The sequence below is a fragment of the Kitasatospora sp. NPDC096128 genome (assembly GCF_040303105.1).
Classification (GTDB): Bacteria; Actinomycetota; Actinomycetes; order Streptomycetales; family Streptomycetaceae; genus Kitasatospora.
This window is the reverse complement of sequence record NZ_JBEOSP010000002.1, coordinates 124,624-147,053: the sequence shown is the minus strand read 5'-3', so window position 1 is coordinate 147,053 and position 22,430 is coordinate 124,624. Positions and strand designations below refer to the sequence as shown.

The window sequence follows — 22,430 nt, the reverse complement described above, 5'->3', positions numbered from 1 at the left end:
GCTTCGGATGCTATTCAGCGTGACGATGCGCCGTCAAGGGTGGGCGGGATCTCTTCGCCACGACAACGCCAACTCACCACCGGTGATCGGGATTTTCCCCTTTTGCTTGCACAGCCGGTGGGGCAGCTCCTACTGTCATGGAGTGATCAGGAGCCGCGGCAGCGTGCTGCCCTGAACACCGTCATCGGTCGACCGGACTCGACGTCGACCCAGACAGGCCATCCCCAAAAGGGAGAGAGCAGGGAAGTCCGTGGGAGAGCGGCAACGTTCCGGCGTAGTCGCCGGAACCGGCATCGTCGACGTGGCCGGAATCGGCTTCGGCCCCTCGAATCTGGCCCTCGCGGCCGCCATTGCGGAGATCGCCGACGGGGCGCCGGTCACCGCGCGCTTCTTCGAGGCCCAGCCGCGTTTCGGCTGGCACCGGGGCATGCTGATCGAGGGCGCGACCATGCAGGTCTCGTACCTCAAGGACCTCGTGACCATGCGGAACCCGACCAGTGCGTACTCCTTCCTGTGCTACCTCCAGGCCAAGGGCCGACTGGCGGACTTCATCAACACCAAGTCCTTCTACCCGCTGCGGGTGGAGTTCCACGACTACCTGGAGTGGGTCGCGGAGAGCTTCGCGGACCTCGTCTCCTACGGCTCCCGGGTGGTGGCGGTCGAGCCGGTCGCCGGCGAACAGGGGGTCGAGTTCCTCGACCTGGTCTACGTCGGCCCCGACGGCACCCGGCAGGTCCAGCGCGCCCGCAACCTGGTGGTCGCCGCCGGGATCGAGCCGCGGCTGCCCGCCGAACTGCCCCACTCGCCGCGGATCTGGCACACCTCCCGGTTCCTGTCGGAGGTCGAGCGGATCGAGCCGCAGGACCCCCGTTCCTTCGTGGTGCTGGGCTCGGGCCAGAGCGCGGCGGAGGTGATCGAGCACCTGCACGCGCGCTTCCCGCGGGCGCGGGTGCACTCGGTGCACGCCCGCTACGGGTTCAGCGTCGCCGACGACAGTCCGTTCGCCAACCAGGTGTTCAACCCCGAGGCGGTGGACCGTTTCCACACCGCGCCGGACGACGTCCGGCAGCGCCTCATCGATTATCACGCCGGCACCAACTACTCGGTGGTGGACGCCGATCTGCTGCAGTCGCTGTTCCGGCAGGCGTATCTGGAAAAGGTGGCCGGAAATCCCCGGCTGAATTTCCACAACGTCTCCCGGGTGCGCGAAGTGACGGAAACTCCGAACGGCCTGCGGGTCGACGTCGAATCGCTCTCCTCCGGCACCAGCACCCTCATCGAGGCCCAGGCACTGGTCTGCGCGACCGGCTACACCCGCACCGACCCGGCCGTCTTCCTGGACGGCCTGCTGCCGCACTGCGGGCTCGACGACCAGGGCCGGCTGCGGCTCGACCGGGAGCACCGGGTGGTGACCGACGAGAGCGTGCGGTGCGGGATCTACGTCCAGGGCTTCGGCGAGCACAGCCACGGCCTCTCCGAGACCCTGCTGTCCCTCTCCGCCGTCCGCGCCGGGGAGATCGGCGACATGCTCGTCAAGGCGCTGTCCGGCTGACCCGTGCGGGCGCCGCAACGCCGTAGCGCTGTAGCGCCGCATCACCGATACCGAGGAGAACGAGTGTTCACGCCGAAGCTCTACCAGGTGGACGGGGACGACTGGCCGCTGCGGGTCATCGAACGGCACCCGCTCGCCGTGCTGACCAGCAACGGGGACCCGACCCCCCACGCCACCCACGTCCCGGTGATCGCCCCGCCGGACGCCGCCGGCGCCCCGCTGCCCGGCATGCGGCTGTGGACCCACATGACCCGGGTGAACCCGCACTGGCAGCAGCTCCTCGCGGACGGCGGCGGCCCGGCGAAGCTGGTCTTCCACGGCCCGAACGGCTACGTCACCCCGACCCTCTACTCGGCCCCGATGGTCGCGCCGACCTGGAACTACGTGGCCGTCCACCTGGAGGGCGTGATCCGACTCGCCGAGGACGACGAGACCCTGACGATCGTCCACACCACCGCCCAGACGCTGGAGGACCGGTTCGGGGACGGCATGCCGCTCGCCCCCTCGCTGGAGTACCACCGGCAGATCGTCGGCGCGGTCGGCGGGATCCACTTCACCGTGACCAAGGTCGAGGTGATGTTCAAGCTGAGCCAGGAGAAGGACCCCGAGGTCCAGCAGCGGGTGATCGAGCGCTTCGCCGGCAGCGGCTCCGGGCTGCACCGGGAGGTCGCCGACACCATGCGGGCCCTGCGGTTGGGCGCCGACGAGCGCTGAGTTCCCGAGGTCCGGAAGGCCGGGGGCCCGGGGCGGTGGTACCGCCCCGGGCTTCCGGCGTTCCCGCCGGGCCGGTCAGCCCCGGCTCGCGTCCATGGCGCGCCGCAGACTGAGCGGGCGCATGTCGGTCCACACCTCGGACACGTGGGCCAGGCACTCCTGGCGGGTCCCCTCGAAGCCCTCGGCCCGCCACCCCGCCGGGACGTCCCGGTCGGCCGGCCAGACGGAGTACTGCTCCTCGTCGTTGAGGACCACCAGGTGCCGACGGTCGTCGTCGAGCTCGCTCATCTGCGGTTTCCTTCCGGAAGGGGCGGGCGGCTAGCTGGTTGCGTAGCCGGGCAGGGGGAACTTCGCCGCCAGCTCGGCGACTTGGGAGGACACCGCGTAGCGGACGTCGTCGGACAGCCGGTAGCTGCGCGGCCCGAGCGGGGTGACGGCGGACAGCACGGTGTCGATCAGCTCGCCGCAGCGCGCCGCCTCCGCCCCGGCCATCCCGCGGTGCGCCGCGCTGTTGGAGCCCAGCCGCACGCCGCCGCCGACCAGCGGCGGGGTGGTGTCGCCGGGCACCCGGTTCTTGTTGACCACGATCCCGCACTCCTCCAGCGCCTCCTCGGCCACCAGGCCGCTGAGGCCGCGGGCCCGCAGGTCGACCAGGACGGTGTGGTTGTCCGTCCCGCCGGAGACGATCGGGTAGCCGCGCCGGCCGAGTTCGGCGGCCATGCCGCGGGAGAAGGAGACGATCCGCTCGGTGGTGGCCGCGAAGGCCGGGGTCGCCACGATCGCCAGCGCGCGGGCCTTGGCGGCGATGCTGTTGAGCGCCGGGGCGCCCTGGTAGTACGGGAAGATCGCGCGCTGCAGGAAGGCGCTGAGGTCGCCGTTGCCCTTCGGCGCCGGGGCGTCGTGGTCCCGGCCGACCAGGATCAGGCCGCCGCGCGGGCCGAACAGCTGCTTGTGGGTGCAGGCGGTGGTGATGTGGGCGTGGTCGACCGGGCTCGGGTGCAGACCGGTCGCGACCAGTCCGGCGACGTGCGAGATGTCGGCCAGCAGGTAGGCGCCGACCTCGTCGGCGATGGCCCGGAAGCGGGCGAAGTCGACGATCCGGCTGTACGCGGTGGCCCCGCAGATGATCACCCGGGGGCGGTGCTCCCGGGCCAGCTCGGCCACCTGGCCGTAGTCGATCAGCCCGTCCGCGTCCAGCCCGTACCCGACGGCGTCGAAGTACTGCCCGGCGTACGCGGCCGGGCTGCCGTGGGTGAGGTGGCCGCCCTCGGCCAGGCTCATCCCCAGCAGGGTGTCCCCGGGGTTCAACAGGGCGGACAGCACCGCGTAGTTGGCGGTGGTCGCCGAGTGCGCCTGGACGTTGGCGTAGCGGGCGCCGAAGACGCTCCTGGCGCGGTCGATCGCCAGGCTCTCGATGTCGTCGATGACGCCGCAGCCGGCGTGGTAGCGGCGGCCCGGATAGCCCTCCGCGGTCACGTTCACCGCGGTCGAGGCCTGGGCGGCCAGCACCGAGGGGTCGACCACGCTGGAGGAGGCCACCAGCGACAGGGTGGCGTTCTGCCGGGCCTGCTCGCGGGCCAGCACCCGGTGCAGCTCCGGGTCGTCGGCGGCGAGCCGCTCGGCGCCCGCGACCAGCAGGTCGCGCACGGTGTCCTCGGTGTCCTCGGCGTCCTCCGGGGCGCGGCCGGGGGCGGGGGAAACTGACATGGGACCGTCCTTCGTCAGAGCGGCCGGGCGAGTTCACGTGCCAACTCGGCCACGGTGGGGAAGTCGAACAGGGTCCAGACGTCAAGGTCCACTCCGAGCGCGGCCCGGATCCGGGTCGCCAGCTTCACGGCGGCCAGCGAGTGGCCGCCCAGTTCGAAGTAGTCCTCGTGGAGGCCGACCTCGGCGACGCCCAGCGACTGGGCGAACAGCGCGCGCAGGGTCGTCTCCAGGTCGGGCCCGGTGTCCTCGGCGTTCCCGGCGTTCCCGGCTTCGTCGGCGGGGGCGGGCACGGAGGCGGGGGTGGAGGTGGAGGCGGGGGTGGCCCGGGCCGGATCGGCCGGGCGGGCGAGCGCGGCCAGCGCGCGGCGGTCGAGCTTGCCGTTGGTCGAGGTGGGCAGCGCCTCAAGGGCCGTGAACTGCTTCGGCACCATGTAGGCGGGCAGCGCGCGGGCCAGCGCGGCCCGGCAGGCCTCCGGGTCGAACGCGCCGGGGTCGAACGCGCCCTGCTGGTCGGGCACCACGAAGGCGGCCAGCCGCCGGGCGCCGTCCTCGCCGACCGGGAGCACGGCGGCCTGCCCGACCCCGGGCAGGCCGCGCAGCACGGTCTCGATCTCGCCCGGCTCGATCCGGAAGCCGCTGATCTTGACCTGGTCGTCGAGCCGCCCGAGGTACTCGATCTGCCCGTCGGTGCGGTACCGGGCGAGGTCGCCGGTGCGGTACAGCCGGGCGCCCGGGGTGAAGGGGTCGGCGACGAACCGCTCCCGGGTCAGCTCCGGCTGCCGGTGGTAGCCGAGGGCGACCTGGACGCCGCCGATGCACAGCTCGCCCGCCACCCCGACCGGCACCGGCTCCAGCCGCTCGTCGACCACGTACAGGCCGGTGTTGGCGATCGGCCGGCCGATCGGCACGTCCCGCCCGGCGAAGTCCGGCGCGGCCTGCCAGTGCGAGACCTCGATGGAGGCCTCGGTGGGGCCGTAGAGGTTGTGCAGTTCGCAGTCCAGCTGCCGGAAGAAGGCCCGGACGGTGGTCGGGGCGAGCGCCTCGCCGCTGGCGAAGACCAGCCGCAGGCCGGCGCAGTGCCCGGCCAGGTCGTCCTCCTCCAGGAAGGCGTCCAGCATGGAGGGCACGAAGTGGACGACGGTGACGCCCCGGTCGCGGATGGTCCGCTTGAGGTAGCGGGTGTCCCGGTGGCCGCCCGGGCGGGCGACCACCAGGCAGGCGCCGGAGACCAGCGGCCAGAGGAACTCCCAGGCCGAGACGTCGAATCCGAACGGGGTCTTCTGCAGCACCCGGTCGGCCGGGCCGAGCGGGAAGCGCCGCCGCCGCCAGTGGACGGTGTTGAACACGCCCGCGTGGCGGTTCAGCACGCCCTTGGGGCGGCCGGTGGAGCCGGAGGTGTAGATCAGGTAGACCGGGGTGTCGCCGGTGATCTCCGGGCGGCTCCGCTCCCCCTCCGCGACGGCCTCGTGCTCGGCCTCCTCCTCGGCCTGGCGGACGGTCAGCGCGGCGACGCCGAGCCCGGCCAGGGCCTCGGCGTCCTCCGGGCGGCACAGCACGGTGGCGGCGCCGGAGTCCTCGACCATGTACCGCACCCGGTCGGCGGGCAGTTCGGGATCGAGCGGTACGTAGGCGAGCCCGGCCTTGAGCACCCCGAGGATCGCCACCACCAGCTCGACCGAGCGCTCCAGGTGGATCCCGACGAAGCCGGAGCCCGCCGTCGCGTTCAGCCGGCGGCTCACCAGCCCGGCGCGCCGGTCGAGTTCGGCGTAGCTGAGCACCTCGCCCTCGAACTCGACGGCGGGGGCGGCCGGGGTCGCCCGCACCTGCTCCTCGAAGGCGGCCACCACGGTCGAGTCCGGGTACGGCGTCCGGGTGCCGTTCCAGTCCGCGAGGATCCGCTCGCGCTCCTCCGCCGAGCCGAACCGGGCCCGCCGGGCCGGTCCTTCGGGGTCGGCGACCAGCGCGGCCAGCAGCCGGGCGGCGTGCTCCAGGACCCGGGCAGCGGTTGGCTCGTCCAGCAGCGCCGGGTCGTACGCGGCCTCCAGCAGGGCCCCGGGCCCGGCCTCGGCCGGGCGCAGCCGGATCGTCAGCGGGGCCTCGGCCTCGGCCACCCCGCCCTCTCCCCGCGCCACTTGACGCCCCACCTGCTGCCGGATCCGCCGCAGGCCGGCGTCCTCCTCGACGGTGACGCGCACCGGCTCGGGTCCGTCCAGCGTCAACTGGACGTCCTGCTGGCCCGCGTAGTGGTGCAGCAGGACCGCGAGCACGGCCGCGAGCACCGCGTCCGGCCCGCCGTCGGGCTCCTCCGCGAGGTGCAGGAATCGGGCCAGGACCGGTTCCGGAACCGGATGCGTACGCGAACTGCCCCGATTGACGGTCTGATTGGCGAGCCACCGATCGCACGGCAACCGCACCAGGCCCACGGCCGCCGTCGTGACGAGGCCGCCGGCCATGTGTGTGCCGGTCATTCGCGACTCCCGGGAAGTGAGCATGCACCGGACAGGTTCGAGATCAAGGGATACCGCACCCGCCGATGTATGACAACCAACTCCTTTTCCCGCTGGAGTTTTCCGGCCCACCCACGGGGAGGATCTTCCGCAGAGTGCGTACGGCTGACAGACTGGACCGTGATCGCCCGCCGGCCGGCGCAACTCCTTCCCGGCGCGGGCCGGGGTTCCCGGGCACCGACGTCCGAGCCCGTCCGACGCCTCCGCCCCTTCGGACGTCCCGACCCCTCCAGCGAAGCGATGGGAGCACGATGCCCGGTTCCGTCGGCGCGACCGACCCGGCCGAGCGGTACGAACTGTCCTCCGGCCAGGAGGCGTTGTGGATGTTCGAGCAGCTGGCCCCCGGCACCGCCGCGTACCACGTCCCGCTCGCCTTCCGGCTGCGCGGCCCGCTGCGGGCCGACCTGCTGCGGGCCGCGCTGACCCTGGTGGTGCGCCGCCAGGAGGTGCTGCGCACCGCCTTCCGGGAGGAGGACGGCGACCCGTACCAGCTGGTCCTCCCGCCCACCGAGGCCGAGTTGCCGCTGCACGAGGTCGCCGACGGGGCCGAACTCGCGGCCGCGCTGCACCAGGAGGCCCGCGATCCCTTCGACCTGGCGGCGGGCCGGCCGTTCCGGCTGCGACTGTTCCGGCTCGGACCCGAGGAGCACGTACTCAGCCTGGTGATGCATCACATCGCCACCGACGGCTGGTCGTTGCGGGTGCTCATCGACGAACTCTCCGCCGGGTACGCCGCGCTGCTGGCCGGCCGGGCACCGGAGACGGTGCTGCCCGAACTGCCGGTGCCCTACCGGCGCTACGCCCGGTGGCAGCGGGAGTGCTTCCAGGGCCCCGAGCTGGAGGAGCTGCTCAGCCACTGGGCGCAGGAACTGCAGGACCTCCCGGCCGTCGACCTGGCGCCCGGGCGCAGCCGCCCCCGGCGGCCGACCTTCGCCGCCGACCGACTGGTGGTACGGCTCGACCCGGGGCTCCACCGCGCGCTCACCCAACTGGCCCGGACCGCCCGGGTGTCGCTGTTCTCCCTGCTCGGCGCGGCCTTCGCCCTCGCCCTGACCGAGCGCACCGGACGCCCCGACACCGCCTTCGCCACCCTCCTCGCCGGCCGCGGCGAGCCGGAACTCGAACCGCTGATCGGCTACTTCGTCAACATGGTGGTGCTGCGCGCCGACCTCGCGGACGACCCGGCCGTCACCGCCCTGGCCGCCCGGCTGAACGCCGCCGGCCTGGCGGCCATCGACCACGAGGTGCCGTTCGGCACCGTGGTCCGTCGGCTCGCCCCGGCCCGCCGCCCCGGCCGCAACCCGCTGGCCCAGGTCACCCTGCAACTGCGCACCGGCGGCAGCGCCCCGGGCCGTCCCGAACTGCCGGGCGTGACCAGCCAGGACATCGACCTGTACCCCGGGCAGCACGCCTTCGACGCCACGGTGACCTTCATCGAGGACGGCCCGGAGTTCCTGCTCAGCATCGAGTACTCGACCGAGGCCTTCAACCCGGCCTGGGCGGCCGGCCTCGCCGAGCAGCTGCACGGGCTGCTCCGGGCGGCTCTGGACTGCCCCGGGGCCCGCGCCTCCGAGCTGCTGGCCTCGGTCGCCCACACCCTCCACGAACCCGACCAGGGAGCCTCCTCTTGACCGAGCACGCCGATCCCGTCCTCCCGGTGCTGTGGAGCGACCGTACCGACGCCGTCGAGTCCGAGCCGCTGACCGGCCTGCGGGCGGCCGCCCCGGCGGACCTCGCCGCCGCGCTGGGCGCGCTGGTGCTGCGCTACGGCGGGCTGCGGCCGGTCACCGTGTGGGGCCGCGCCGACGGGCAGCGGGAGTGGACGGCCTGGCGGATCGAGCCCGCCGAACTGGCCGGAACCGGATCCTCCACCCCCACTCTCGCCGACTGCCGGGCCGCCCTCGCCCGGCAGCGGCCGGCGCTCCCGCAGCGGCGGGCGCTGGAGCTGTCCGTCCATCCGGACTCCTCCCCGGCCGTGTTCGCCCTCTCCCCGGCCGCCGACGGCAGCTGGACGCTGCGCCTGCGGGCCGCCGCCCGGCCGGACGACGAGCGGGCGCTGGACCGGGTCGCCGCCCACCTGGCCGCCTACCTCGGCGCCCCCGACGAGCTGCGGATCGACCTGGTCGAGCACCTCACCGCCGCCGAACGCGCGCTGGTCGCGGAGGTGAACCGGCCGGGGCCGGCCCTGGCCGAGCCGGTCTGCCTGCACCGTCGGGTGGAGCGGCAGGCGGCCGCCGCCCCGGAGCGGATCGCCGTCGTCCAGGGCGGGCTCAGCCTGACCTACGGCGAACTCGACGCCCGGGCCGAGGCCCTGGCCGCCCGGATCGCCGGGCTCGGGGTGGGCGTCGGCGGGCGGGTCGGCGTGGCGGCGACCCGCAGCGCGGAGCTGGTGGTGGCGGCGTACGCGGCGCTGAAGACCGGCGCGGCCTTCGTCCCGCTGGACCCGATGCTGCCCGCCCACCGCCGCGAGGTGCTGCACCGGCTCGGCCGGGTGGACGTGGTGGTGGCCGACGCCCTGGGCGCGGAGAACACGGCCACGGACGTGCCGGTGATCGCCCTCGGCCCGGCCGGGGAGCTGCCGACGCCCCCGACCGCCCCGAGCGCCCCGGCCGCCCCGCTGCCGGAGGTCCGGGTGACCGGCCGGGACCTCGCCTACGTGATCTTCACCTCCGGCTCCTCCGGCGAGCCGAAGGGCGCGCTGCTCGACCACGTCGGCCGGACCAGCATGATCCTGGACCTCAGCGCCCGCTACGACCTCGGCCCCGGCGACCGGATCCTCGGCGTCTCCTCGCCGAGCTTCGACATGACGGTCTACGACATGTTCGCCGCGCTGATGACCGGCGCCACGCTCGTCCTGCCGGAGCGCGGCCGGGAGAACGACGTCGAGCACTGGGCCGAGCTGGTCGAGCACGCCGGGATCACCGTCTGGCACTCCGTACCGTCCTCGCTGGCCCAGTTCCTGCGCACCTGGGGCACCGGCCGCACCGGCGCGCTGCGGGCCTTCCTGCTGGGCGGGGACTGGATCCCGCTGGCCCAGCCGGAGGCCGTCCGCAAGGCCTTCCCGCAGGCCCGCTTCATCAGCCTGGGCGGCGCCACCGAGGTCTCGGTGGACAGCACCTACTACGACGTGGCCGACGTCGACCCGCGCTGGCGCTCCGTCCCGTACGGGCGGCCGATGAGCAACCAGAGCGCCTACGTGCTGGACGCCTTCGGCGCACCGGCCGCGGTGGACCAGCTCGGCGAGCTGTTCCTCGGCGGGCTGGGCGTCGGCTGGGGCTACCAGGACCGGCCCGCCTTCACCGCCGAGCGCTTCCTGCCCGACCCCTTCTCCGCCACCCCCGGCGCCCGGCTGTACCGCACCGGCGACCTGGCCCGGCTGCGGGCGGACGGCGAGCTGGAGCTGATCGGCCGGGTCGACCACCAGGTGAAGATCGGCGGGGTGCGGATCGAGCTCGGCGAGATCCAGTCCTGCCTGCGGGAGCACCCGGCGGTGGCGGACGCCGTCGTGGTGCCGGTGCGGGATTCGGCGGGCATCGCCCAGTCGCTGGCCGCCTACGTGTCGGTGACCGGGCCGGCCACCGGGTCCTCGGCCCCGGTCGAGGACCTGCGCGCCCACCTGCGCGAGCGGCTGCCGGAGAGCATGGTCCCGGCCCGGGTGTTCGCGGTCGCCGAGCTGCCGGTGAACCAGAACGGCAAGATCGCCCGGCCCGAGCTGGAGCGGCTCGCCGCCGAGGCCGCCGCCTCCGCCGCCCCCGCGGCAGCGGAGCGCCCGGCCGACCCGGCCGTCCGCGCCGCCGTCGGCGAGACCTGGCACGAGGTGCTGGGCCTGGCCGAAGTGCCCGGCGCCGCGGCCTCGTTCATCGACCTGGGCGGCAACTCGCTGGCCGCGATCCAGGTCGTCGGGCGGCTGAACCGGCGCTTCGGCACCGCGCTGAAGGTGGCCGACCTGATCACCGCGGACACCGTGGCCGCGGTGGCCGCCATCGTCACCGAGCGCCGTGGCACCAGCACCCGGCCGTCGCTGCGCTGACCCGCGGATACCCGCGCAGGGCCGGCACCCGTCGGCGGGTGCCGGCCCTGCGCGCGTGGCGTCAGCGCCCGGCGAGCGCCCGGGCCACCGCGTCCCGGTCGACCTTGCCGCTGTGGGTGCGCGGCAGCGCCGCCACCGTGGTGAAGGAGCGCGGGATGTACGGGTCCGGCAGGTTGCGGCGCAGCTCCTCCGCCGCCCGGGCGCCGTCCAGCGGCTCGGCGCCCGCGTCCACGGTCACCGCGCAGTGCAGCGAGCGCGAGCCCTGCCCGTCGTCCAGCGCCACGCAGACCGCGGCGGAGACGGTCGGCAGCTCCAGCAGCCGCACCTCGATCTCCAGCAGGTTGACCCGGTAGCCGCGGATCTTCACGTCCTTGTCCCGGCGGGCCAGGAAGGTCACCGCGCCGTCCTCCAGCCGGACCAGGTCCCCGGTGCGGAAGGCCGCGGTGTGCCCGTGCGGGGTCGGGTCGACGGTGACGAAGCGCTTGGCGTTCAGCTCCGGCTGGTTGAGGTAGCCGGGCGACAACGGCGCCCCGGCCACCAGCAGTTCGCCGACGTTCGGCTCGGCCGCGTCCAGCGGGTCGATCAGCAGCTCGCAGCCCGGCAGCGGCACCCCGATCGGCGGCAGCGCGGGCCAGGAGCCGCTGGGACCGGTCAGGGTGTGAGCCGTCACCATCGCGGACTCGCTCTGCCCGTAGTGGTTGTTCAGCCGGCACCGCGGCAGCCGCGCGAACAGCTCGCGGATGTCGGGCGTGCAGACCAGCTGCTCGCCGGCCGCGTTGACCTCGGCGAGCGCCAGGTGGTCCAGCGACTCCTCCTCAGCGGCCGCCACGGCGAGCATCTGCAGGGCGACGTACGGCAGGAAGAGCCGCTCGATCCGGTGCTCCCCCAGCCACTCCAGCAGCTCGAAGGGGTCCTGCCGCAGCTCCTCCGGCACCACGACCAGCGTGCCGCCGCCGCACAGGGTGCCCAGCACCTCCTGGAAGGAGACGTCGAAGTTGAGCGGGGCGAACTGGGCGGTGCGCAGGTCCCGCCGGACGGAGTGGTCGCGCTGCCAGGCGGCCATGGTGTCCAGGCAGCTGTGCGGCACGGACACGCCCTTGGGCAGGCCGGTGGAGCCGGAGGTGTAGATGATGTACGTCCACAGCTCGGGGCGGCAGTCCACCTTCGCGGCCGTTCCGGTGGCCGGCAGGCCGGCGATCGGCAGGCTCGGCACCGGTACCTCGAACTCCGGCGGCGCGTCCGCGTACAGCAGCAGGCCGGCGCCGCTGTCCTTGAGCATGTGGGCGAGCCGGGCCGCCGGGTACTCGCGGTCCAGCGGGAGGTAGGCGGCGCCCGCCCACATGGTGCCGAGCAGCGCGGCCACCACCGCGGCGCTGCGCCGCCCGGTGACCGCGACCCGGTCCTCGGGGCCGATCCCGGCCGCGGCCAGGCCGTCGGCGATGCCCTTGACCCGGGCCAGCAGCTCGCCGTAGGTCAGGCTCAGTTCGCCGTCGACCACGGCGGTCGCGCCGGGCGTGGCGAGGGCCTGCTCCTCGAACGCGGCCAGCAGGCAGGGCGGGTGGGACTCGCCGCCCCAGAGCGAGAGTGGAGCGGGACTCATGCGGGTTCCTCCAGATAGGGGGGTCAGAACTGGTCGTCCTCGTCGAAGTCCTCGTCGAAGTCCTCGTCGAGGAAGTCGTCGTCGAAGAGTTCGTCGATGCCGAGCATCCCGGCGACGACGGCGAAGTAGCGGCCGGTCAGTTCGGGGGACGCGCCGATGGTGCGCAGCAGCTCCAGCCGGGACGGCGTGACGGTGAGCCTGGCCAGCTCCAGGGTGCTCTGGTACGGCTCGGTCAGCTCCTCGTCCCGGCGGCGGGTGAACCGGGCCAGGGCGGCGTCCAATTGGGCGGCACCGGCCGTCCCCGCCGTCAACTCCTCGGCCAGGAAGGCGGCCTGGAGCAGAGCGTTGGTGATGCCGCGGGCACTGATGGTGTCCAGGTGGTGCCCGGCGTCGCCGACCAGCACCCAGCCGGGGCCGTGCCCGCGGCGGAAGTAGTTCTGCTGGTCGCCGGTCCCGACGATCGCCTCGATCTGGTCCGCCTCGGCGACCTGCTGGTACAGCTCGGGCGCGGTGGAGCGGACGGCCGCCAGGTGGTGGCGGAACGGGTCCTGCTTGATCTCGGCGAAGCGGTCCTGCGGAAAGTAGGTGGAGATCAGGGTGACGTCGTCGTGGGTGGGGATCCGGACGATCCAGTTGCCGGGGCTCTCGTGGAAGCCGAAGCCGGTGCTGATGCCCGTCCAGCCGGTGTAGTAGACACAGCTGGCCCGTGGATCGCCCACCTCCACCGGCGCGTCCACGAGCTGGGCCACCCGGGAGCGCATCCCGTCGGCCCCGACCACCAGCCGGGCGTGCTCGGTGCGCAGGCCGGCCGCGGTGCGGAAGCGGACGCCGGTGACCCGGCCGTCGGAGTGCACCAGCTCCTGGAGGTTGGCCCGGTCGACGAACTCGGCGCCCGCCTTGACGGCCGCGTCCACCAGCAGCTGGTCCAGCACCTGGCGGCGCGGGGCGAAGGCGGCCGGGGCGCCCGGCATCACCGGTGCCGGGGCGGCCAGCCGGACGCCGCCGACCTCGTAGCTGATGGTGTCCAGCGCGGGGCAGCCGGAGTCCAGCAGTGCCGGGAGGACGCCCCACTCGGAGAGCTTGGCCACGCCCGGCTGGTGGATGAACAGGGTGGACATGGTGTCCGAGGGGAAGGCGGCCCGGTCGATCAGCAGAACCTTGTGGCCGGCCCGGGCGAGCAGCAGCGCGGTGGCGGCGCCCGCGACCCGGGCGCCCACCACCACGGCGTCCCAGCCGCCGGTCACCGCTCGACCTCGACGGGCTCCGGCCGGGCGTCGGCAGGCTGGGCGTCGGCGGGGCGCGCGGCTGCGGGGCGCGGGTCGGCAGGCTGTGCGACCGCCGGCCGCGCATCGGCCGCCAGCTTCTCGGCGACCAGCTCCTCCAGCGTCCGCGCCGTGGCCCGTACCGTCGGCTCCGAGTAGAGCGTGACCAGCGGGAACTCCACGCCGAGGCGCTGGCGCACCCGCGCGGTGAACCGGGTGGCGATCAGCGAGTGCCCGCCGAGCATGAAGAAGCCGTCCTCGGCGCCGATCCGCTCGACGCCGAGCAGCTCCCGCCACACCCCGGCCACGAACTGCTCGGAGGGCGTGCGCGGCGCCTCGCCACCGGAGGCCTGCGAACCGGCCGGCGGCGCGGGCACCTTGAGCGCCTTGCGGTCCACCTTGCCGTTGGCGTTCAGCGGGAAGGCCCGCTCGACCACCAGCTGGGCGGGGATCATGTACTGCGGCAGCCACTCCTTGGCGTGCTCGCGGACCGCGTCGAGGGTCGGCGGGTCGGCCGGGTCGACGGCGGTGACGAAGGCCACCAGCCGCTGGGCCGGGCCCTCCGCCGCGATCACCACCACGGCCTCCCGCACCTGCGGGTGGCCGTGCAGCGCCGTCTCGATCTCGCCGAGCTCGACCCGCATGCCGCGGATCTTGACCTGGTGGTCGCTGCGCCCGACGAAGCGGAAGCCGCCGTCGGGGTGCAGCAGGCCCTGGTCGCCGGTGCGGTAGAGCCTCTCGCCGGGGCGGAACGGGTCGGGCAGGAAGGCTCCGGCGGTGCGGGCCGGGTCGTTGAGGTAGCCGCGGGCGAGGCCGAGGCCGCCGATGTACAGGTCGCCGACCACGCCGACCGGCACCGGCCGCAGCTCGTCGTCCAGCACGTGCACGGTGTTGTTGTCGAACGGGCGGCCCAGGTTCACCGGTCCGGCGGCGGTCTCGTCGGCCGGGCCGCAGGTGTGGCAGGTCGAGTCGATCGACACCTCGGTGGCACCCCAGGTGTTGTGCAGCGCGCCCGGCATCAGCCGGTGGAAGCGCTCGACGGTCGCGGCGGTGAGCGCCTCGCCGCTGGAGGTGGTGTTGCGCAGCAGCGGCGGCACCCGCTCGGGTGCCTGCTCCACCAGGTCGAGCACCGCGTTCAGCATGCTCGGGACGACCTGGAGGTACACCGACTCGTAGCGGGTGGCGGCCTCCAGCACCGCGACCGGGTCCCGGTGGCGGCCCGGCTCGAGGACGGCCACCCGGCCGCCGACCGACAGCGGCCAGAAGATCTCCAGGGCGGAGTCGTCGAAGGTCAGCGTGGTCTTGTGCAGCACCGTCTCGCCCCGGGCCAGCCGGTGGCGGCGCTGCATCCAGACCATCCGGTTCACCCAGCCGCGGTGCCGGCTCGCCACGCCCTTGGGCATGCCGGTGGAGCCGGAGGTGTAGTAGACGGAGACCAGGTTCTCGGGGTGCGGGCGGGGGGCCTCTCCCGCACCGGCCGGACCGGCGGCCGTGAGGTCGAGGGCCGTGAGGTCGACGGCGAGGGCGCCGACCGAGGCGGCGTCGATCTCCTCGGCCAGGGCCCGGTCGGCCAGCAGCACCGGCGCGGCGGCGTCGGCCAGGATCTGCCGGATCCGGGCCGGCGGGCTGGCCGGGTCCAGCGGCAGGTAGGCGCCGCCCGCCTTGAGGATGCCGAGCAGCCCCACCACCAGCTCCACCGAGCGTTCCAGGCAGATGCCGACCGCCCGCTCGGGGCCGACGCCCCGGGCCCGCAGCTCCCGGGCCAGCGCCTCGGCCCGCTCGTCCAGTTCGCGGTAGCCGAGCCGGGCCGTCCCGGAGACCACCGCGACGTCGTCGGGGGTGCGCGCCGCCTGCGCCTCGAACAGCTCGTGCAGACAGGCGTCGGCCGGGAACTCGGCCTCGGTCGCGTTCACCTCGCGGTCGATGAGGATTTCCGCCGCGGAACGCAGTTCGATTCGGGCCAGCGGTGTCTGCGGATCGGCCAACGCCCCCTCCAGCAAGGCGCGGTAATTCGCGCCGAGCCGGGCGATCGTCGCTTCGTCGAACAGGTCGCTGTCATAGGCGATGACGCCGGCCACGGAACCGTCCGCGGCCCGTGCGAGGTCGAACTCCAGGTCCGTCTGGACGAATCCGGTCGGCACGTTCCAGCGGCTCGTCCGCAGGCCGTCCAACGGGAGGGGGGTCGGGGACTCCTGGTGGTATCCGAATACCGCCTGGACCAACGGGGAGTGGCCGAGCGAACCCTGACTGTCCGTCACCTTGACGATTTCGTCGAAAGGCACCGACTGGTTGCGGAATCCCCCGATGAAGGTGGCGCGGCAGCGCTGGAGATACTCCGAGAAGCTCTCTCCGCGGCGGCTCCGGCTGCGCAGCGGCAGGATGTTGACGAAGAATCCGACGGTCTCGTCCAGGGCAGAGTCGTCCCGGTTGGTGACGGGCGCGCCCACCACCACGTCGCGCTCGCCGCTGTAGGTGTGCATCAGCAGGGTGAAGGCGGCCAGCAGCACCACGTAGTCCGTGGTCCGGTGCCGGGCCGCGGTCCGACGCACCCGCTCGGCCAGGTCCGGGTCGAGCGCGAAGTCCAGCAGCTCGCCGCGGAACCGCTGCCGGGCCGGGCGGGGCCGGTCCAGCGGGAGTCGCAGCAGGTCGGGGGCGCCCGCCAGGTGCTCGGTCCAGTAGGCCAGTTGGCGCTCCGCCAAGCCGCCGGCCAGCCGCTCGGCCAGGGCGGCGCCGTACGCGGCGTAGTCGCCGGCCTCCCCTTGGGCGGCCTCCTCGGCGGCGGACGGCCGACCGGCCGACGCCTCGGTGTAGCCCCGGCCGATCTCGTCGGCGATCACCGCGTTCGACCAGCCGTCGGTGATGATGTGATGCAGGTTCAGCAGCAGCGTCCACTCCGTGTCCGCCGACCGGAACAGCCGGAAGTCGAAGACCCCGGGGCGTTCCAGGTCGAACGGCGCGGCGGCGGCCTCGCGCACCCGGGCCCGGAGGGAATCGGGATCCCCCCTCAGGTCGTGCACGGGAAGGCTGAACTCCAGCCGGTCGACGACCACTTGTACGGGCTGGTCGTCGACCACGGAAAAACCGGACCGCAGGGCGGCGTGCCGGGATATCAGTGCACGGATCGACTGTTCCAGCGCCGCGACATCGAGTTCCCCCCGGATCTCGTGCGCCACCGGGCCGTTGTAGAGCGGGAGTCGCGGATGCAGACTGTGCAGGAGCCACAGCCTGCGCTGTTGCGGCGAGATCGGAACGACACGCTCGGGCATGGTTGATCCCCCGCTCTCTTCACTGCAAGACGCCGCGAGACTACCCTACTCGATGCGATCATGACAGAGGTCAAATCCCTTACGGACGAGGCAAGATCTCCCCCCTTGCCGTGGCATTTCCCGCCTGTATGCTGACGTTCCCGGGGACCCGGTGGTGTCTCCGTACCCAGGAGGAAAGGCGTCTACGAGCCGTGGACATCGAGTTCCCCGCACAATCGGACGCAACGGACGACGATTCGTTCCCGGCGTCGAAGGTCCAGGAGCAACTCTTCCTCGCACAGCAGACCGTGGGCGACGCACCCGCCTTTCACATCCCGTGCTTCTGGGAAGTCCGCGGGCCGGTCGACATCCCGGCGCTCCGGAATGCCGTGACCGCCGTGCTCGCCCGGCACGAGGCACTGCGCACCACTTTCCGCATTCACGAACAAGGGCTCCTCCAGGTCGTCCATCCGGAACCCCGGCTGGAATGGCGCCTGGCCACCTGCCGGGACGCGGAGGAGCGCGACGAGCGGATGGCGCGCGCCGCCCGCGCCCCCTTCGACCTGGAGCGCGGCCCGCTCGTACGGGCGGGCCTGCTGCGCTGCGCCGACGGCAGCCATGTGGTCACGCTCTGCTGCCACCACGCGGTCTTCGACGGCTGGTCGGCCAAGCTGGTGCGCGACGAACTCGCGGCCCACTACGCGGCGTTCAGCACCGGGACGGAACCGGGGCTGCCCGAGGTCGAGTACCAGTACGGCGACTACTCGCTCTGGCACGACGAGTGGCTGGCCGGCCCGGCCGGCCGGCGCGCCCGGCGCGAGTGGACCGAGCTGCTCGCCGGGGAGCTGCCGGTGCTGGAGCTGCCGGGGGACCTCCGACCATCCGACCCGACCGACCCGACCGCCCCCGGTGGCACCGCCGACGTCCCGCTGCCCGGGCCGGCCGTCGAACACCTCGCCGCACTCGCCGGCGAGTTACGAACCACCCTGTTCACCGTGCTGCTGGCGGCCTACGACCTGCTGCTCGCCGACCGCACCGGGCTGCGCGACATCATCGTCGGCACCCCCGCGCTCAACCGCAGCCGGACCGAGTTCCAGCGGACGGTCGGCTGCTTCGTCAACATGGTCGCCGTCCGCACCGACCTCACCGGCCCCCGCACCTTCCGCGAGCTGGTGGAGCGTGTGCGCGCCGCCGTCCTGCGGGCCCAGGACCTCCAGGCCGTGCCCTTCGAGACGGTGGTCAAGGAGGTCCGGCCACCCCGGCACCCCGGACACCCGCCGGTCTTCCAGGTCGCCTTCACCGTCGGCGAGGACTTCTTCGAGCCGGTCCGGGCCGGGGAGTTGGAGTTCCGCCCGGTCGAGGTCCCGTCGGTCACCGCCAAGTACCAGCTCGCCCTCCAGGTCAACCGGACCGGGGCCGGGCCGGTCGCCGAGTTCGAGTACCGGGCCGACCGGTTCTCGCCCGCGTGGATCGCCGACTTCGCGGCGCGCTACGCCCGGGTGCTGGAGCTCGCCGCCGAGCGGCCGGACCGCCCGCTGACCGACTTCCTGACCGACCTCCCGACCACCGACGCCCCACCGCTCGCCCTCCGCGCCGTCGCGGTCGAGCCCGCCACCGCGTCCGGCCCCACCGTCGACTCCGCCCCGCGCGACGACACCGAGCGGGTGCTCGCCGAGGTCTGGGCCGAGGTGCTGGGCCGCCCCGCCGTCGGCATCGACGACAACTTCTTCGAGCTCGGCGGCGACTCCATCAGCAGCGTGCAGATCGTCGCCCGGGCCGCCGCCCGCGGCCTCGGCTTCCGGGTCCGCGACCTGCTCCGCAACCAGACCGTCCGCGAACTGGCCCCGCTGGTCGGGGCCGTCGGGCCCGCCGCCGAGCCGGCCCCCACCGGGCCGTTCGAGCTGGTCCCGGCCGAGGACCGGCCGCGCCTGCCCGCCGACGCCGTCGCCGCCTACCCGCTGACCGCCCTGCAGTCCGGCATGCTCTACCGCAGCGGCCAGCAGGCGCACACCGCGATGTACCACGACGTGCTGCTGACCAGGCTGCGGGTGGCGTTCTCCGCCGAGGCCTGGCGCACCGCCGTGTCCCAACTGCTGGAGCGCCACGAGCTGTTGCGCACCTCCTTCGCGCCCGGCGGCTTCTCCGAGCCGCTCCAGGTGGTGCACCGGCGGATCGCCCACCCGCCCGTCAGCTTCGAGGACCTGCGCGGCGTGCCGGAGCCGGAGCAGCGGGCCCTGATCGACCAGCGCACCGACTGGGAGGCCCGCGACCTCTTCGACTGGGAGCGCCCGCCGCTGATCCGCTACCACCTCGCCCGACTGGCCGAGGACGAGGTCCAGTTGTGGACGGTGGTGCACCATGCCGTGATCGACGGCTGGAGCGAGCGGATCCTGTTCGGCGAGCTGCTCCGGCTCTACCTCGCCGCCCTCGGCGGCGGCCCGGCCGCCCTGGCGCCGCCGCCCCGCGCCCGCTACCGCTCCTTCGTCGCCCTGGAACGCGCCGCCGTGCGCGACCCGCAGCAGCTCGCCTTCTGGCAGGCCCAGCTCGACGGCCTGGCGCTCGGCTCCGTCCCGGCCGCCCCGGGCACCGGGGTGCCGGACATGGCAGTGGTGCCGCGCGCGCTGCCCGCCGAACTGTCCGCCGGGCTGGTCGCGTTGGCCGCCCGCTCGCAGGTCCCGGTGCGGATCGTGCTGCTCACCGCGCACCTGCGGGTGATCGCGCTGCTGACCGGCAGCGAGGACGTGGTCTCGGGCGCCGTCTACAACGGCCGGATCGCCGAGCCGGACGGGGACCGGGTGGTCGGCCTGTTCCTGAACACCCTCCCGGTCCGCTGCCGGACGGCCGCCGAGAGCTGGTCCGCGCTGATCCGGCAGGTCGCCGCGACCGACCTCGCCATCCAGCCGCACCGGCGCTTCCCGATGCCGGAGCTGCGCGGCCGGGTGGCCGCCGCGGCCGCCTTCGAGACCTTCTTCAACTACACCCACTTCCGCAACGAATCGGACGTCCCCACCGGCGAGTTGGAGGTGCTGGACGAGGACAGCCGCACCCCCACCGACTTCCTGCTCGGCTCGGAGTTCTCCCGCGACACCACGACCGACCTGATCGGGCTCGGCCTGCGCTACGACGCCGACCGGGTCACCGCCGCCGACGCCGACCGGTACTTCGGCTACCACGAGGCCGTGCTCCGGGCCATGCTGGCCGATCCGGCCGCCTCCCCCACCGCCGGCCCGCTGCTGGCCGCCCCCGAACTGGCCGCACTGCGGGAGTGGAACCGGACGGAGCGCGCGTACCCCGGCCCGCACCTGCTGCACACCGCGATCGCCGTCCGGGCCTCCGACGCCCCGGAGGCACCCGCCGTGCTGTTCCGCGACCGGGTGCTGAGCTACGCCGAACTGGACGGCCGGGCCAACACCTTGGCGCACCGGCTGGCCGCCCTCGGGGTGCGGCCCGGCGACCACGTCGGGATCGTCCAGGAGCGCTCACCGGAACTGGTGGTCTCGCTGCTCGCCGTGCTCAAGGCCGGCGGCGCCTACGTCCCGCTGGACCCGACCGATCCGGCGCAACGCACGGCCGGTCTGATCGTCGGGTCCGGCTGCCGGGCGGTGCTGACCGCCGCCGGCACCGAGGGCGTCGAACTGCCGGACATCCAGGTCGAGTTCGTCCCGGACGACCTCCCGGTGAGCGCCCGTCCCCCGCAGGTCGAGGTCCGACCGGGCGGCCCGGCGTACGTCATCCACACCTCCGGCTCCACCGGTCGGCCCAAGGCTGTCGTCGTCTCCCACCGGGCGATCGCCAACCGGCTGGACTGGATGCAGGAGGAGTTCCGGCTGACCGCCGGGGACCGGGTGCTGCAGAAGACCCCGTACACCTTCGACGTCTCGGTGTGGGAGTTCTTCTGGCCGCTGCGCGAGGGCGCCGTGCTGGTGGTCGCCGAGCCCGGCGGCCACTGGGACCCGGGCTACCTCGAACAGGTGCTGGCCCGGCAGGCCGTCACCGTGGCGCACTTCGTCCCCTCGATGCTGCGGGCCTTCCTGGACGCCGCCGACCTCTCCGCGGCCACCGCGCTGCGCCAGGTCGTGTGCAGCGGCGAGGCGCTGCCGGCCGACCTCGCCCGGGACTTCCTGGACCGCTCCAAGGCCGCCCTGGCCAACCTGTACGGCCCCACCGAGGCGGCCGTGGACGTCACGTACTGGCACTGCGCCCGCGACGGCGCGGACACCGTGCCGATCGGCCGGCCGATCGCCAACACCCGGATCCACCTGCTCGACCCGGCCGGCCACCCCGTCCCGGTCGGCACGGCCGGCGAACTGTACATCGGCGGCACCGGCCTGGCCGAGGGCTACCACGGCCGGCCGGACCTCACCGCCGAGCGCTTCACCGCACACCACTGGCCGGACGGCACGGTGGAACGCCTCTACCGCACCGGGGACCTCGCCCGCCGCCGCCCGGACGGCGCGATCGAGTACCTGGGGCGGACCGACGCCCAGCTGAAGATCCGCGGCATGCGGGTCGAGCCCGGCGAGGTCGAGGCCGTGCTGTCCGCGCACCCGGACTGCGGCGCGGCCGCCGTGACCCACGACGGCGAACGGCTGATCGGCTACTACACCGCCCGGCCCGGCGCCGCACTGCCCTCCGGGGAACTGCGCCGGCACGCCGAACGGCTGCTCCCCGGGCACCTGGTGCCCGCCGCCTGGGTGCCGCTCGCCGAACTGCCGCTGACCGTCAGCGGCAAGGTCGACCGCAAGCGGCTGCCGGCCCCCGGCCGCACCGTCCGCCGCACCGCGCCCGCCCGGGCGCTCGGCACGGCCGAACGCCTGGTCGCGGCCGCCTGGACGGACGTGCTGGGCAGCGCGGACTTCGCCGTCGACGAGGGCTTCTTCCGGGTCGGCGGGCACTCGCTGGCCGCCGTCCGGCTGATCGGGCGGCTCCGCCGGGACTTCGACCGCCGGCTGACCGTGGCCGAGCTGTTCACCCACGACACGGTGGAACGGCTGGCCGCCCTGCTGGCGGCGCCCGCCCCGGAGGCGGCCGGGAACGGCTGGGACGTGCTGGCCCTGCGCCCCGCGGACGGCGCGCCGCTGTGGCTGTTCCCGCCGGTCGGCGGCAGCGCGCTGGGCTACCTGGCGCTGGCCGGCGCGCTCGACCCCCGGCTGGCCGTGCACGGGCTGGACTGCGCCGAACCGGCCGGAAGCACCGTCGAGGAGCTGGCCGCCGCGGCCGTGGCGCGGATCGTCCGGGAGCACCCGGCCGGGCCGCTCCACCTGGCCGGCTGGTCCTTCGGCGCGGTGCTGGCCTTCGAGGCCGCCGGCCGGCTGACCGAGGCCGGACGGGAGGTGACGCTCGGCATGGTCGACGCCGCCTTCCCCGCGCCGGAACAGCTCGACGGCCTGGACGACGACCGGACCACCGAGGCGCTCCTCCAGGACACCCTGGCCCTCACCGGCGCCCCGCCGGACGCCTCCGGCAGCGAGGCCTGGCAGGCGCGCCACCGGGTCTTCGCCACCAACCTCCGGGCGCACCACGCCTACCGGCCGCGCCGCCACCTTGGCGACGTGGTCTACCTGGAGAGCCGGGACGGCCGGGCGCTGGGCAGCGCCGAGGCCTGGCGGGCGGTGGTGGCCGGCTCGTTCCGGCTGCACCGGTTCGACACCGACCACTACGGCCTGGTCCGGCAGCCGCACGTACGGGCCGTCGCGGACGTCCTCGGCGCCGCGGCGCTCGACGGCTGACCGACCGCACCGACCACACCGACCGCACCGACCGGGCCGCCCCCAGCACCGCCCCACCCCGGCCCACCACCGACCCGACGGGAA

At 74.1% G+C, this 22,430-nt stretch carries 11 protein-coding genes; 5 read left to right on the top strand and 6 right to left on the bottom strand.

The window, feature by feature from the left end; translation table 11 throughout:
- Nucleotides 1-250 precede the first annotated feature (250 nt).
- Together ABTY61_RS03145 and ABTY61_RS03140 are read left to right on the top strand one after the other, a co-directional pair.
- Nucleotides 251-1,552, top strand: a complete 1,302-nt coding sequence (locus ABTY61_RS03145; RefSeq protein ID WP_350503172.1) for a lysine N(6)-hydroxylase/L-ornithine N(5)-oxygenase family protein — start codon at nucleotides 251-253, stop codon at nucleotides 1,550-1,552.
- A 63-nt stretch (nucleotides 1,553-1,615) separates the two neighbouring features.
- Entirely contained in the window at nucleotides 1,616-2,266 is a 651-nt protein-coding gene (locus tag ABTY61_RS03140; RefSeq protein WP_350503171.1) for an FMN-binding negative transcriptional regulator, read from the top strand.
- Between the two features lie 75 nt (nucleotides 2,267-2,341).
- On the opposite strand, the gene ABTY61_RS03135 is transcribed toward ABTY61_RS03140, so the two are convergent.
- The 3 genes from ABTY61_RS03135 to ABTY61_RS03125 are packed head-to-tail and all read right to left on the bottom strand — an operon-like array spanning nucleotide 2,342 to nucleotide 6,441.
- Entirely contained in the window at nucleotides 2,342-2,554 is a 213-nt protein-coding gene (locus ABTY61_RS03135) for an MbtH family protein (RefSeq protein ID WP_350503170.1), read from the bottom strand.
- Between the two features lie 30 nt (nucleotides 2,555-2,584).
- The gene (gene glyA, locus ABTY61_RS03130; protein WP_350503169.1) at nucleotides 2,585-3,973 is read right to left on the bottom strand and encodes a serine hydroxymethyltransferase; all 1,389 of its coding nucleotides are present in this window, start codon (nucleotides 3,971-3,973) and stop codon (nucleotides 2,585-2,587) included.
- A gap of 14 nt (nucleotides 3,974-3,987) precedes the next feature.
- Nucleotides 3,988-6,441: a non-ribosomal peptide synthetase gene (locus ABTY61_RS03125; RefSeq protein ID WP_350503168.1), complete on the bottom strand. Its 2,454-nt coding sequence runs from the start codon at nucleotides 6,439-6,441 to the stop codon at nucleotides 3,988-3,990.
- Between the two features lie 290 nt (nucleotides 6,442-6,731).
- Between ABTY61_RS03125 and ABTY61_RS03120 the strand changes: the two genes are divergently transcribed.
- Nucleotides 6,732-8,111 carry a condensation domain-containing protein gene (locus ABTY61_RS03120; protein ID WP_350503167.1) on the top strand — a complete coding sequence of 460 codons (1,380 nt, stop codon included), beginning with the start codon at nucleotides 6,732-6,734 and terminating at the stop codon, nucleotides 8,109-8,111.
- Nucleotides 8,108-10,510: a non-ribosomal peptide synthetase gene (locus tag ABTY61_RS03115; protein ID WP_350503166.1), complete on the top strand. Its 2,403-nt coding sequence runs from the start codon at nucleotides 8,108-8,110 to the stop codon at nucleotides 10,508-10,510. The genes ABTY61_RS03120 and ABTY61_RS03115 overlap by 4 nt, the downstream gene beginning before the upstream one ends.
- A 61-nt stretch (nucleotides 10,511-10,571) precedes the next feature.
- Here the strand turns inward: ABTY61_RS03115 and ABTY61_RS03110 are convergent, their stop codons facing one another.
- The 3 genes from ABTY61_RS03110 to ABTY61_RS03100 are packed head-to-tail and all read right to left on the bottom strand — an operon-like array spanning nucleotide 10,572 to nucleotide 16,638.
- Nucleotides 10,572-12,110, bottom strand: a complete 1,539-nt coding sequence (locus ABTY61_RS03110) for an AMP-binding protein (RefSeq protein ID WP_350503165.1) — start codon at nucleotides 12,108-12,110, stop codon at nucleotides 10,572-10,574.
- Nucleotides 12,111-12,133: 23 nt separating this feature from the next.
- Nucleotides 12,134-13,354, bottom strand: a complete 1,221-nt coding sequence (locus ABTY61_RS03105) for an NAD(P)/FAD-dependent oxidoreductase (protein ID WP_350503164.1) — start codon at nucleotides 13,352-13,354, stop codon at nucleotides 12,134-12,136.
- The gene (locus tag ABTY61_RS03100; protein WP_350503163.1) at nucleotides 13,351-16,638 is read right to left on the bottom strand and encodes a non-ribosomal peptide synthetase; all 3,288 of its coding nucleotides are present in this window, start codon (nucleotides 16,636-16,638) and stop codon (nucleotides 13,351-13,353) included. The genes ABTY61_RS03105 and ABTY61_RS03100 overlap by 4 nt, the downstream gene beginning before the upstream one ends.
- Nucleotides 16,639-16,829: 191 nt before the next feature.
- Between ABTY61_RS03100 and ABTY61_RS03095 the strand changes: the two genes are divergently transcribed.
- A complete protein-coding gene (locus tag ABTY61_RS03095) occupies nucleotides 16,830-22,346 on the top strand; it encodes a non-ribosomal peptide synthetase (RefSeq protein ID WP_350503162.1) in 5,517 nt (1,838 codons plus the stop codon).
- Nucleotides 22,347-22,430 lie beyond the last annotated feature (84 nt).